A 14291-nucleotide genomic window follows, 5' to 3' on the forward strand; every position below is an offset into this window, starting at 1 on the left:
TCAAGGGCGCGCCGGCTGATCCCCGCGCGGCGCGCGGCGCTCCGCCCGATCGGGCGAGAGCGTGAGCGTGCTTTCGGCCGGACCTGCCGAGAAGGGCAGCGGGCGGCCGTCGACCCAGGCGCGCTGCTGATCGCGGTAGTGCGGTGAGCTCGGGTCGCCGGACTGCCCGCCTGGCATGTGCAGGATGCCGTCCGATTCGCGCCCCGGCGAGACGACGAGCCGCTCGCTGGCGCCGAGCGTGCCGGCCGCGAGGCGCACACAGAAGCCGCACCCGGGGAGCGGCTCGACAGGCATGTTGAGGAGCGCGCCGAGCTCCGGCGTCACGCCGAGCGGGTGCGCGATCTTCACCTGGCTCACCGCGCCCCACGCGAGCCGATCGAGCGGCCGCCCGCCGTGCTGTCGCTTCACCTCCGCCGCGGCCTTCTCCAGCGCGGAGAGGACGAACGCGTCCCAGCCGCCCTCCGGCGCCGGCACGAGATCGGGCGACCGCTCGCTCAGCGCGCGCTGCAGCGGCGTATCGATGTCGGTCAGCGAGAGCTCGAGGGTCGGGTCCGCGGCGCGGGACGTGTCCAGCCAGGCGGCGAACACCTCGTCGGCCAGGACGCGCCGGAAGCGCGTGAGCAAGGGAAGGCCGATGCCGGACGCCTCCGCGCGCCCGTCCCACGCCTCGAGCGCCGCCCGCGCCTCCGCGAGCGCCGGCCGCGGCGACACGGCCGCCTCGGTGAGCACGCGCAGCGCGAGGTCGCGGTAGAAGTCGAAGAACTCGGTCCGCGTATCGAGCTGCAGCTGGAACATGTCCGCCTCGGTGACCGGGCGCGCGGCGCGCAGGCGCTCGGTGATGCGGTAGGCGCGGTAGCCGTTCGCGTACTCCCCACCGAGCGCCGGCGCGCCCTCACCGAGCGGCATGCGGTGGTTGGCGTTGACGACGAACCCCGACGGCGGATCGACCACGCGCGGCAGCTGCGGAGGAGGCACGAAGCCGTCCCAGCCCGCGCGCCCGTCCGCCCACGGCAGGCTGAGGGCGCCGTCGAAGCCGCGGCGCCGCGGGATGCGCCCGGTGATCGTCCACGCGACGCGGCCGCTGCGATCCGCCAGCAGGGCATTGCACGGCGGCCCGCCGGCGGCGTTCAGCGCCCGAGCGGCCTCCTCGAGGCTCCGGACGCGGTCCATCTCCAGCAACCCGAAGTCGACCGCCTCGGGATCGAGCGCTGTCCAGCGGACGGCGACCTGTCGCCCGAGCAGCGGCCGCGACGCGACAGGGCCCCAGATCGTGGCGCGGACCGGGGCGGCGACGTCGGGCTCGCCGCGGACCTTGATCGCCTCCTGCGCGACGTCGAACCGCCTCCACCCGGACGGCGTCCGGTACTCGTCCGGGCGCTCGGGATTGACCTCGATCTGCACGAGATCCATCACATCGGCGTCGAGGTTGGTCAGCCCCCAGGCGACATGGCCGTTCGTCCCCACGACCAGGACGGGCATCCCGGGCAGCACGACACCAGCGAGCTCGGTGTCGCCATAACGGAGCTCCGCGCGATACCAGACGTTGGGCACCCCGAGATCGAGGTGCATGTCGTTCGCGAGGATGGCGCGCCCGTCGCGGGTGCGGGAGCCGGCCACCGCCCAGCCGTTCGAGCCGGGCGGCGCCTCGCCGGCGGCGGCGCTGAGCACCGCGGTGCGCGCGCCGCGGCCCCGCGAGACGAGCGCTCGCAGCTCCTCTCGTGGCAGCGGCGGGGACGCGGCCGCCTGCGCGCCGAGCAGCGCCTTCGTGTAAGGGTCGGTGCCCTCGAACAGGAAGGCGGTCACGTTCGGCGGCAGGCTGTGGGAGAGGACCGTGCGGGACCGCTCCACGTCCTCGCTCCCGCCGAGGGCCTGGAACATGCTCAGCTCGATCAGGACGCTGTCCTCCGGCCGCCACGGCTCGGGCCTGTAGCCGAGCTCGCGGAACTCCAGCGGCAGCGCCTCCGCGCTCCGGAGATAGGCGTTGACCCCCTCGGCGTACGCGTCGAGCGCGGCGCGCTGCCCCTGCGGCAGGCGCGCGAGGATCGCCTTCGCGGCGCGCTCGACGCCGTAGCGCCGCTGCTGGGTATCGGCTTCCAGGAGCTCGCGCCCGAGGATCTCGGCGAGCCGTCCGCCGCTGCTCCGGCGGAGCAGATCCATCTGGAACAGCCGGTCGCGCGCCGTCAGGTACCCGAGCGCCCGGATGGCGTCCTGCCGCGAGGCGGCGTGGATCGTGGGGATCCCGAGGCGGTCCGACGTCACCGTCACCGCCTGATCCAGGCCAGCCAGGGTCGTCGCGCCGTCGGTCCGCGGCGACGGCGACCGGAGCGCGCCCGGGGCGCAGCCGGCGGCCGCGAGCGAGACGAGCGCCGAGGCGAGGAATGAGCGCGCAGATCGGTTCATGCGCGTTGCTCCAGGACGCCGAAGTCGAGGCGCAGGCAGCGGTCCGCGAGCGCGAAGTACTGATCATCGTGCGTGATGACGAGCACCGTCTTGCCCATCGCGCGGAGCTCGGGCAGGAGCTCGGTATAAAAGACCCTCCGGAACTCGGGGTCCTGGTCGGACGCCCACTCGTCGAAGACGTAGAACGGCCGGTCCTCGAGGCAGGCGGTGACCAGGGCGAGGCGCTTGCGCTGTCCCTGGGACAGCCCGCTCGTGCGGAAGGCGCCCGCCTCGACGCGCACGCGATGATCGAGCCGCAGCCGCGCGAGGTAGCGCCGGGCGCGCTCGTCCAGGTCGGTATCGGGGAGCCCGAGCAGGTGCTCGAAGAGGTGGTAATCCGCGAAGACGACCGAGAAGAGCTGTCGATACTGTTCCCGGTTCCCATCGTCGATAGGCACGCCGTCGAGCCGGATCTCGCCGGACTCCGGCGCATGGAGCCCGAGCAGCAGGAGCGCCAGCGTCGTCTTGCCGCTCCCGTTGCCGCCCACGAGGAACACGAGCTCTCCGGGCTGGAAGCTCAGGTCGATGGGCCCGAGACGGAAGCTCCCGTCTTCCTGCTCCCGGTAATAACGGTGCGTGACGCCGACCAGCTCGAGGCGGGTCCACGCGCGCGCGTCATCGAGTCCATCGGCGCGCCGCGCGCCCAGCGGCGTCGTCGGCTGCGCTCCGGCGCTCGGCGTCTCGGCGCCGGGCGCCAGGGCGAGCCCGAGATCATTCACCTTCGCGAGCGCGACGCCGGCCCGGCCGATCAACGGCAGAAACTCGATGCTCTCCGCGAACGGCGCCATCAGGTAGAGCATCGCCAGCGTCACGCCGGCCGCGGCCGTGGTCGTCAGCCCCGTCCAGGCCGGCAGGGCGAACAGCGTGAGCCCGAGGACCGCGTGGAAGAGCAGCGCGCCCCAGCCCAGCGCGATGGCGTACTCGGTCGTGCCCGCCACGTGATCGCGCTGGTAGGCCGTGACGCTGCGGCCCGCGTGCGACAGGAACGCCTGCCCGCGGTCGCGGTGCATCTTGAGCTCCTTGATTCCCCCGGTCAGCGCGCGGAAGTGCTGGAACAGGGCGTCGCTCGTCTCGCGGGCGCGCGTGAACGAGCGGAGCGCGCGGCGCTCGTGCGCCTGGAAGAGCGCGGCCCCGACCGCCATCGCGCCCAGCACGACGAGGAGCGCCGGCCACGAGATCCACCCGATGTACACGAGGCAACCGACGACGGTGGCGCCGTTGACGCACAGGAGCGGCAGGTAGACGTAGGCCTGCGTGATCACGGCCGGATCGTCGTTCAGCGCCGCCAGCAGCCGGTGGGCGCCGAGCTGCTCGATCTGGCGCAGCGGAGCGCCCAGGATGCGCCGGCTGAGCTGCATGCGCAGATCGGCGATCATGGCCTGTCCCAGCCGGGTCAGGACCACCTGGGAGACGACCCTGGTCAGCACGCCGAGGAGGCCGAGCCCCACGAAGGCCCATGCGAGCCGCGCGGTGGGGCGGCCGTCCGCCGAGAGCGCCTGCTGGACGAGCGCGATCAGGCCGGCGCCCGCGAGCCCGCTGACGACGCCGGCCGCGATCGCGAGCGAGAGGAGCCGGGAGGCGTGGCGCAGCAGGAAGCCGAGGGCGCTCATTCTCCCTCTCCCTTCGCGACGCCCTGCTCGCCGCGCCCGCCCTGCTCGCCGCGCCCGCCCTCCGGGCGCGCCTGCGCTTGCGAGCCCTCCGCGCCGGGGAGCTGCCGCGCCTTCCGGGGCAGCGCGATCAGCGCCGGCTCCGGACCCGCGGGCTGCTGTCCTCGCGCCATGAGGACGCGCTCCGCGAGCGCCGCCTGGGTCGGCCGCTCGAAGAACTCGCGGAGCGACAGCTCCACCGCGAACGTGTCCCGGATGCGGTTGAGGATCTGCAGGGCGAGCAGCGACTCTCCGCCGAGCGTGAAGAAGTCCTTCTGCGGATCGAGGTGCTCGATGCCGAACGCCCGGGCCCAGATCGCCGCCACCTGCGCCGTCACCGCCTCGGGGGAGAGGCGCTCGCCTGGCGCGGCGATCGGGGCCTCCGAGCCCCGGCGCGCGCCGTCGCCGCCGCAGGCCGGGGTCTCGCCGATGCCGAACCGCCGGGCCAGGGCGGCGCCCTCGTCGTCCCTGGGCAGGCCGCGGAGCGGGCGGACCGAGACGACCACCTGCGGCAGCGCCGCCTGGCTCAGGACGCGGTGAACGACCTCTTGCCCCTGCGCCGGGCTCATGCCGCCGAGGATCACCCCCTCGATCCCGAGGGCCAGGAGGCGCGCCTCGGCGCGGGCCGCCATGCCCACGTCGCGCCAGCGGTCGAGGTTCACGGACACGGTGTACGGTCCTCCCCGGCGCGCGGAGGCGTGCGCGAGGGCGTCGAGGAACGCGTTGGCGGCCGCGTACCCGGCCCGCGCGAGGCCGCCGCTCAGCGCGGTGACCGAGGAGCAGAGCAGGACGAAGTCGGCCCGGTGCTCGCGGGCGATCTCGTCCACCACCAGCGCGCCGAGCGCCTTGGCGGCGAGCTCCGCGGAGAGCGCATCCGCCGTCAGCCGCTCGATGAGCCCTCCGGTCGCGACCCCGGCGGCGTGGATCACGCCGTGCAAGGCGCCGAACCGCGCAAGCGCCTCGCCCACCGCGGCGCGCATCGCCGCGGCATCGGCGACGTCGGCGCGCACCGTCAGCACCTCGGCGCCGGCCTGCTCGAGCGCCACGAGCTGCCGGCGCTGCTCCTCGCTCGGCGCCGAGCGGCCGGTGAGGATCAACCGCGCGCGCGCCGTGCGCGCGAGGTAGTCCGCCACCTGCAGCCCGACGCCTCCCAGCCCGCCGGTGATGAGGTAGACGCCCCGCTCTCGCAGGAGCGACGGCGAGCCGTCCGCCGCCTTCAGCGCGACCGGCTCGACGGCGGGCACCCAGCGGTGGAGCCCGCGGTACGCGACGACGGGCTCGTCGGCCTCGGACCGCACCTCATCGAGGATCCGCTCGACGAGCCGCTCTGCCTCCGTGTCCGGGCCGTCGGCCTCGAGGTCGAGCACGCGGCAGCGCACGCGCGGGTACTCCAGCGCGATGCTCCGGCACACCCCGAGCAGCGGCGCGTGCTCGGGGCGCAGCGCCTCGCGCCCGGTCAGGTCGTGCAGGCCGCTGGCGAGCGCGACGAGGCGGCACCCTCCCGGCTGCCCCGCCAGCATCCGCGCGAGCCACAGCAGGCTCGTCGAGCCCCGGCGCTGCGCCTCCTGGAACGTGCCGGGGTCGAGCTTCGCCTCGGCCGCGCGGCCGAGCCCGAACGCGTGCACGATCCGCTCGGGCTGCCCTGCGCCGGCGCCGAGCTCCCGGGCCAGCGCGGCGTAGTCCTCGGCGTGATCCGGGCGGAGCGTGAACTCGCGCTCCGCCACGCGCTCGAAGCGGCGACCGCTCCTGACCCGGGTGACCCGCCCGCCCGCGCCCTCGATCCGCGCCAGGATCCGGCGGCCGATCGCCTCCTCGTCCGCGAACACGAGCCAGCGCGCGTCGTCGGTCCGGTGCGCGACCGGCTGGAGCGGGGAGCGCTTCCAGGACGGGATGTAGAAGAACCCGTCGAGATCCGCCGCGGTGCTCGCCCGCTCCACCTCGGGCTCGGCCCGCTCCGGCGCGGCCGCGGCGCCGCGGCGCTCTATCCAGTGCCGCTTCCGCTCGAACGGGGTCGCCGGCAGCGCGACCCGCCGGCGCTGTCGCCCGGCTTGCACGCCGCTCCAGTCCACGGGCGCGCCGGCCACCCAGAGCTGCCCGACCGCGTCGAGCAGCGGCGCTCCCGCGCCTCCGGGATCGCGGGCCGCGGACAGCGACGGGAGCGCGAGCGATCCCGCGGCGAGCTCCCGGCACAGCGCGGTGAGCGTCTGTCCCGGCCCGACCTCCAGGAGGATCCGCTCCGGCTGCGCCGCCAGCGTCTTCACGCCGTCCGCGAACCGGACCGTGCTCCGGAGGTGCCGGACCCAGTAGCCGGGGTCCTGGGCCTCGGCCGCGGTGATCCAGGTCCCGGTGACGTTCGAGATCCACGGGATGCGCGGCGCCCGGAGCGTCACCCTGGCCACCGCCTCGCGGAAGCCGGCCAGCGCCGCATCCATCAGCGGGGAGTGGAAGGCGCGCGACGTGCGCAGGCGGCGGGCCTCGATCCCTCGCGCCGCGACCTCGCGCTCCACCCGCTCGATGGCCGCTCGCGATCCAGACAGCACGCACTGGCGCGACGAGTTGGTCGCGGCCAGCGCGACCTCGTCGCCGAGCCACCCCGCGACCTCGTCTTCCGGCGCGAACACGGCGAGCATCGCGCCGTCCGGCGTCGCTTCCATCAGCCGCCCGCGCGCCGCGACCAGCGCCAGCGCATCCTCGAGCGACAGGCACCCGGCCACGCAGGCGGCCACGAGCTCGCCCACGCTGTGCCCGATCATCGCGTCGGGGGTCAGGCCCCAGGACATCCAGAGGCGGGCGAGGGCGTACTGGACGACGAAGAGGGCCGGCTGCGTGATCGACGTGCGATCGAGGCGCGCCGCGGCCGCCTCCCGATCCGCGGGCGCGGGGAAGAGCAGCGTCCGGACGTCGGCGCCGAGGTGCGGCGCGAGCGCGTCGGCGCAGCGGTCCACCTCGGCCCGGAACGTGGGCTCGGCCTCGTACAGCGCGCGGCCCATGTCGATGTGCTGGCTGCCTTGGCCGGGGAACAGGAACGCGACCGACCGCGCTCCGGCCACCGGCTCGCCCGAGCTCCGCGAAGCGCTGCGATCCCGGAGCGCGCGCGCGGCCTCCTCCCGCGTGCGGCACACGACCGAGCGGCGGTACGCGAACGCGCGGCGGCCGAGCTGCAGCGTGAACGCGACGTCGGCCAGATCGAGATCGGCGTCCGTCTCGAGGCGCGTCGCGAGGGCGTCCGTCAGCGCGTCGAGCCCGCCGCGCGACCGGGCCGACAGCACGAGCACCTCGCCCTGCGAGGCCCGCTCTCCGGCCGGCAGCGGCGGCGGCGCCTCCTCGAGCACGACGTGGGCGTTGGTGCCGCCCAGGCCGAAGGAGCTCACGCCGGCGCGGCGGGGCGCGGCGGAGGGCGCCCACTCCGCGAGCTCGGTGGCCACGTAGAAGGGGCTCGCGGCGAAGTCGATCGCCCGGTTGGGCTCGCGGAAGTGCAAGCTGGGCGGGATGCGGCCGCGCGAGAGGCAGAGCGCCGCCTTGATGAGCCCCGCGACGCCCGCGGCCGCGTCCAGGTGCCCGATGTTGGTCTTCACCGAGCCGATCGCGCAGAACCCCTTCTTGTCGCTGCTCTCACGGAACGCCCGCGTCAGGGCGGCGATCTCGATGGGATCGCCGAGGGGCGTGCCCGTGCCGTGCGCCTCCACGTAGGTGATCGAGCCCGCGTCGACCCCGGCAGCCCTGTGGGCGGCCCGGATCACGCTGGCCTGACCGTCGATGCGCGGCGCGGTGTAACCGATCTTGGCGCGACCGTCGTTGTTCACCGCCGAGCCCTTGATGACCGCGACGATCGCGTCCCGATCGGCCAGGGCGTCCTCGAGCCGCTTCAAGAGGACGACGCCGACGCCGCTGCCGGCGACCGTGCCTCGGGCCTCTGCGTCGAACGCCCGGCAGTGGCCGTCGGGCGAGGCGATCGCGCCTTCCTGGTACAGATAACCGGCCTTCTGTGGAACGCTGATCGAGACGCCGCCCGCGAGGGCCAGATCGCACTCGCCGTTGAGGAGCGCCTGGCAGGCGAGGTGCGCGGCCACGAGCGAGGTCGAGCAGGCCGTCTGCACGGCGATGCTGGGCCCCTCGAGGTTCAGCTTGTAGGAGACGCGGGTGGTCAGGAAGTCCTTGTCGATCGCGAGGAACGCCGCCATGTCGGCCGCCGACTCCAGGCGCGTACCGCGCGGGAGCACGTGCTCCAGGTACCCGTTCAGGCTCGATCCGGCGTAGACCCCGACGGTGCCGCCCGCGCGCTCGGGATCGTATCCAGCGTTCTCGAAGGCCTCCCAGGCGCACTCCAGGAAGAGCCGGTGTTGCGGGTCGAGCGCGGCGGCTTCGAGCGGCGTGAACCCGAAGAACTCGGCGTCGAAACGATCGATATCGTCGAGCACCGCGCGGGTCCGTACGTAGTCTGGCCGCGCGAGCAGCGCCGGGTCGACGCCCTCCTTCAACAGCTCGTCGTCGCTCAGGACGGAGATCGACTCGACGCCGGCGGAGAGGTTGCGCCAGAACGCCTCCACGTCGCGCGCGCCCGGGAACCGGCCGGCCATCCCGATGATCGCGATGTCCAGGCCCGGACGGGGCTCTTCGCTGCTCACAGTGCTCATCGCTTGTTCTCCTGGCTGCCGCGCCGCCGCGCGAACATCTCTCCGCGCCGCTGCTGAGCGGCCCGCGCCCGCGCGGGATCCTGCGCGCCCTCGTCCGCCTTTCGCGCGAGCGGAGCGCCGGGATCGCGGCTCAAGGCCGCCGCCAGCGAGGCGACGGTGGGGTGCTGAAACAGCTCCATCATCGGGATCTCGCGATTCAGCCTCTCGCGCAGGCGGGCTCGGACCTGCGCGAGCAGGAGCGAATGCCCGCCGAGGTCGAAGAAGTTGTCGTGGATGCCCACCTGCGAGGTCGGGAGGACTTCCTGCCAGGCCTCCGCGATCGCGAGCTCGAGCGGGGATCGAGGCGGCGCGGCGGCGCTCATCGCCGCCTCGGGCCGCTCCGTCGGCGCGGGCAGCGCGCGCCGGTCCACCTTGCCGTTCGGCGAGAGCGGCAGAGCGTCGAGCCACGTGAAGGCGGACGGGATCATCGCCTCGGGGAGGTGCGAGCGAAGGAACTGCTTTATCGCGGCGCTCTCGGGGGCGGGCTCTCGCGCCGAGACCAGGTAGGCCAGGAGCCGCCTGTCACCGCCCGGACCTTCCCCGAGGACGACCACCGCATCTCGGAGGTCCGGATGCATCCGCAAGCACCCCTCGATCTCGGCGGTATCGATGCGGAGCCCGCGCAGCTTGATCTGATGATCGACGCGCCCGAGGAACTCCAGCGTCCCGTCCGGGAGCCAGCGCGCGCGATCGCCTGTGCGGTACAGCCGGGCGCCCGGCTCGCCGCTCCACGGGTCGGGGACGAACCGCTCGGCGGTCAGGCCCGGCTGCCCCAGGTACCCGCGCGCCACGCCCGATCCCCCGATCGCCAGCTCCCCGGGGACGCCGACCGGCAGCCGCTGGCCGTATCGATCCAGCACGTAGAGCCGCGTATTGGCGGTGGGGCGGCCCAGCGGGACGCTCCGCTCGGGAGACGGCTCCACCTCCACGCCGCCCTCGAACCAGGCGTTATCGATCGTCGCCTCGGTGACGCCATAGCAGCTCAGGAGGCGGGTATGGGGGGCGCACCGCCGGCAGAGCTCCCGGTAATCCCGCACCGACCACGCATCCGACCCCACGATGAGCAATCGAAGGCACTCGACGCCCTGCCCTTCGCGATCCCAGTGCGCCATGAGCGGCTTGATCACCGCGGGGACCACGTCGACCAGGGTCACCTGCTCGCGGCGTATCACCGCCGAGAGCGCCGCGGGGTCGAGGAACACGTCGGTGGACGCGATCACGAGCGTGCCGCCCGCGCACAGCGCGCGCACCCAGTCGGCTGTCCAGACGTCGAACGCGGGATTCGCGATCTGGAGCACGCGCAGATCCGCCGCCGGCAGCTGGTAGAGCCGCTGCCATGCCGCGAAGGTGCTCGCGAGCGTCCGGTGCGTCACCATCACGCCCTTCGGCCGGCCCGTCGAGCCTGACGTGTAGATGATGTACGCGAGGTGGTCGAGGTTCCCTGTCGGCCGTGGCGCGTCGGGAGCTGTCGAGTCGGTATCCGCGGCCCAGTCTCCCTCGCGATCGAGGCAGAGCACGGTTTGCGTCGCGGGCAGGCGCCCGCTCAGCTCCGTTCGCGTGATGAGGACCGCGGGGGAGGCGTCCGCGAGCATGAAGGCGATCCGGTCCGCCGGGTGCGTGGGGTCGAGCGGCACGTAGGCGCCGGAGGCCTTGAGCACGGCCAGCACGGCGACCACGAGCTCCGCCGAGCGATCGAGGCAGATACCCACCCGCGTCTCCGGGCCGACGCCGAGCCGAACGAGGCGGCGCGAGAGCCGGCGCGCCCGCTCGTCGACCATCGCATAGGTGAGCCGTTCCTCCTCGTGGATCAGGGCCACCGCCTCGGGCTGACGGGCGACCTGCGCCTCGAAGAGCTCGTGCACGCACATCGGCGGCACGCCGACGCGCTCCGACTCCCCCAGCGAAAGGAGCCGCTCGCTCTCGGCCAGCAACGGGAGCTCGCCGAGGCGGGTCTGCGGGCGGGCGGCCACCATCCCTTCCAGGACCAGGAGCAGGTGCTCCGAGAGCCGGCGGATGGTCGCGGCCTCGAACAGGTCCGTGTTGTACTCCCAGACCGTCCGCACACCCTGGCTGTGAGGAACGAGGTCGATCGCGAGGTCGAACTGGGCCGTCCCCGTATCCACCTGCGAGACGGTGAACTCGAGGTCCGGTATCTCCGGCGCGGGCGCCTGCGACGGCTGCATGGAGAGCATGACCTGGAACACCGGCGAGCGGCTGAGGTCGCGGGAGAGCGGCAGCTCCTGCAGCACGCGCTCGAACGGCACGCCCTGGTGCGCCTGCGCCTCCGTCACCGCCGAGCGGACGCGCGCGAGGAGCTCCTTGACCGAGGGGTTCCCGGACACGTCGACGCGCAGCGCGAGCGTGTTGAGGAAACATCCGAAGACGCCCTCGAACGCCACCCGCGACCGCGCCGCGACGGGCGTCCCGACGCACAGATCGGTCTGCCCCGAATAGCGGTGCAGGAGGGCGAACAACCCGGTCGCCACCGCCGTGAACAGCGTGGCTCCCTCTTGCCGCCCGAGCGCGGCCAGCCTCTCCAGCAGATCCGGAGGGAGCTCGAGCTCCTCGCGCGCGCCGGCGTAGGTCTGGACGTGGGGCCTCTGCCGGTCGGTCGGGAGCTCCAGCGGCGGCACGGCGCGCGCGAGCCGCTCGCGCCAGTAGGCCAGCTCCTTCCGCTGCCCCTCTGTCTCGGCCTGAGCGCGCTGCGAGAGCGCGTGATCGGCGTACTGGAGCGGCAGCGGCGCGAGGGCAGGGGAGCGCCCCGCGGCGAACGCGCCATAGAACAGCGCGAGCTCGCGCAAGATCACGTGCTGCGACCAGCCGTCGGTGATGAGGTGATGGCAGGTGAACGAGAGCACGTGTTCACGCTCGCTCACGCGGAGGAGCATCCAGCGCACGGGCGGCGCCGCTGCGAGATCGAACGCGCGCTGCGCCTCCTCGCGAAGGCGCTCCCGCAGCGCGGGCGCTCGGTCCTCCGCAGGAAGGTCGAGCAGATCGTGGAGCGGCAGCCTGACCTGCGCTGGCGGCGCGATCCGCTGGATCGGCTGCCCCGCGACCGAGGGAAAGCTGGTGCGGAGGCCTTCGTGGCGCGCCGAGATCGCCGTCACGGCCTGCTCGAGAGCGCTCCTGTCGAGCGCCCCGGAGAGCCGCACGGCCACGGAGATGTGGTAGACCGGGGCCCCGGCGACGAGCTGTTCGAGGAACCACAGCCGCTCCTGGACCAAGGACAGCGGCAATCGCTCCGGCCGCGTCATCGGCGTCATCGGCGCGACCCCGGCCGCCGCGCCGCCCGCGGGCGCGCCGGCCTGCTTCGCCTCGATCCAGGCCGCGAGCGCCGCGACCGTCGTCGACTCGAAGAGCTGCGCCGGCCCCACGTCGATGCCGAGGGCCTCGCTCACCCGGCCGCTCACCTGCATGGCCCGCAGCGAATCGCCGCCCAGGCTCAGGAACTCCTCGTCCCGGCCGATCGGCGCGCGCCCCAGCACCTCGGCCCAGATGCCCGCCAGCGTGCTCTCCAGCGCCGTCCGCGGCGGCTCCACGATCTCGGCCCGGGCGCCCGCGCGCGCCGCGTTGTCGATGCTCGTCGACTGCCACACCGCGCCCAGCGACCCGTCCAGGAACCGCGCGCGGCACGCCCTCCGCTGCACCTTGCCGCTCGTGGTCCGCGGCAGGCTGCCCGGCTTGATGAGCACGACCGCGTGGACCGCGATCTCGTGCCGGTCGGCCACGGCGCGCTCGATCGCCGCGCCGAGCTCCGCCGGATCCGTCGACGCCGGCGCGCGCCGACCGAGCTCCTGGACGACGACGACGCGCTCCTCGCCGTCGACATCCACCGAGAACGCCGCGCCGCCGCCGGCGCGGAGGCCCGGGTGGCTCTCCTCCGCGGTGAGCTCGATGTCCTGCGGGTAGATGTTGCGCCCGCGGACGATGATCAGGTCCTTGAGCCGGCCCGTCACGTACAGCTCGCCGCGCGAGAAGAACCCGAGATCGCCGGTCCGTAGGAACGGCCCCTCTCCCGTCGACAGCCGCGCCTCGAACGTCGCTGCCGTGTCCTCCGGCCGCTCCCAGTAGCCCTGGGCCACGCTCGCGCCGGCCACCCAGATCTCCCCGACGCGCTCGTCCTCGCAGGCCCGGAGCGTCTCGGGATCGACGATCCGCACCGCGTCGCCGGCCGGCGATCCCCCGCAGCCCACGAGCGAGACGCCGGCCTCTGGATCGCGCGGATCGAACGCGGCGCGCCCCTCTGCCAGCGCGGCCCGGTCGGCGGCGCGCACGATCGGCGGCGCGTCGGCCGCGCCTCCGGTCACGAGCAGCGTCGCCTCGGCCAGGCCGTAGCAGGGATAGAACGCGTCGCGCCGGAACCCCGCCGGCGCGAACGCCTCGGCGAAGCGGTCGAGCGTCGCCGCCCGGATCGGCTCGGCCCCGTTGAAGGCCACCCGCCATGCGCTGAGGTCGAGCCCTTCCCGCTGCTCCGGGGGGATCTTGCGGATGCACAGCTCGTAGGCGAAGTTCGGCCCGCCGCTCGTCGTCGCCCGGTAGCGCGAGATCGCGTCCAGCCAGCGCCGCGGCTTCATGAGGAACTGCTCGGGCGAGAGCTGGACGCACGGCACGCCCACGTAGAGCGGCTGCAGGATGTTGCCGATGAGCCCCATGTCGTGGTGCGGCGGCAGCCACCCGACGATCACGCTCTCCTCGGTGTGCGCGAACGCGCGCTGGATCACGAGCTCGTTGCGCAGCAGGTTGCCGTGCGTGAGCACCACGCCCTTGGGCGTCCCGGTCGAGCCCGAGGTGTACTGGAGGAACGCCACGGTCTCGGCCGTCACGCGCGGCGCTCGCCACGCGTCTCCCTGGCCGTCCTGGATCGTGTCGACGGCCATGAAGCGCAGGTGGCTCAGCTCGGCGAGGCCGGGATCGTCGCGGAGCATCGCCACCGCGCCCAGGAGCGCCTCGGTGGTGAGCACGACGCTCGGCCGGCAGTCGCGCACGATGGCCAGCACGCGGAGCATCCCGCTCTTGCGCTGCGGCAGCGGGACGGGCACCGCGACGAGCCCCGCGTAGAGGCAGCCGAAGAACGCCGCGATGAAGTCGAGCCCCGGCGGCACCAGGAGCAGCGCGCGCTCTCCGGCCCGCGCGCCGGGCTGGAGCTCCGCGGCGAGCGCGCGCGCCCGCCGATCCAGCTCGCCGTAGGTCACCGAGCGCGCGTCCGTCTCCCCGTCGAGCAGGAAGGTGTAGGCGTGCGCGGACGGGCGCTGCTCCGCGCGGCGGCGGAGCAGCGCGACCAGCGTCGCGGGCTCGGCCGCGCCGCTGTCGCTGATCGCGCGCGCATCTGATCGGTTCGACTCCATCGCCACCTCAGCCTCAGGTCGAAAACGAAGGCCCGTCGGCGGACGCGGCCCGCTCGCCAGGCCCCACGGTCCGTGTTCATGACGCAATGCGTCGAGACGCGAGGCCGCTGGTGCCCTCCGCGCCGCCGCGTTCGCTACGGCCACTTGTTGAAAATGAAAATGATGATCAAGTTCGCAGAGGCGGTTGT

The 14291-nt window shown here is 73.9% G+C and carries 4 protein-coding genes; all 4 read right to left on the reverse strand.

Annotated features, from left to right (window positions below; genetic code table 11):
* From WME96_RS42900 to WME96_RS42915, 4 genes are read right to left on the reverse strand one after another with little or no spacing between them, the layout of a single operon-like run.
* Nucleotides 1-2400 (reverse strand): penicillin acylase family protein, encoded by a 2400-nt coding sequence (locus WME96_RS42900; RefSeq protein WP_437287309.1) that lies wholly within the window; start codon nt 2398-2400, stop codon nt 1-3.
* Nucleotides 2397-4049 carry a cyclic peptide export ABC transporter gene (locus tag WME96_RS42905; protein WP_437287310.1) on the reverse strand — a complete coding sequence of 551 codons (1653 nt, stop codon included), beginning with the start codon at nt 4047-4049 and terminating at the stop codon, nt 2397-2399. The genes WME96_RS42900 and WME96_RS42905 overlap by 4 nt, the downstream gene beginning before the upstream one ends.
* Entirely contained in the window at nt 4046-8719 is a 4674-nt protein-coding gene (locus WME96_RS42910; protein WP_437287311.1) for a type I polyketide synthase, read from the reverse strand. The genes WME96_RS42905 and WME96_RS42910 overlap by 4 nt, the downstream gene beginning before the upstream one ends.
* Nucleotides 8716-14103, reverse strand: coding sequence for an amino acid adenylation domain-containing protein (locus WME96_RS42915; RefSeq protein WP_437287312.1), 5388 nt, complete (start codon nt 14101-14103; stop codon nt 8716-8718). The genes WME96_RS42910 and WME96_RS42915 overlap by 4 nt, the downstream gene beginning before the upstream one ends.
* Between the last annotated feature and the right edge of the window lie 188 nt (nt 14104-14291).

This window comes from Sorangium sp. So ce406 (genome assembly GCF_051474675.1).
Lineage (GTDB): Bacteria > Myxococcota_A > Polyangia > Polyangiales > Polyangiaceae > Sorangium > Sorangium cellulosum_G.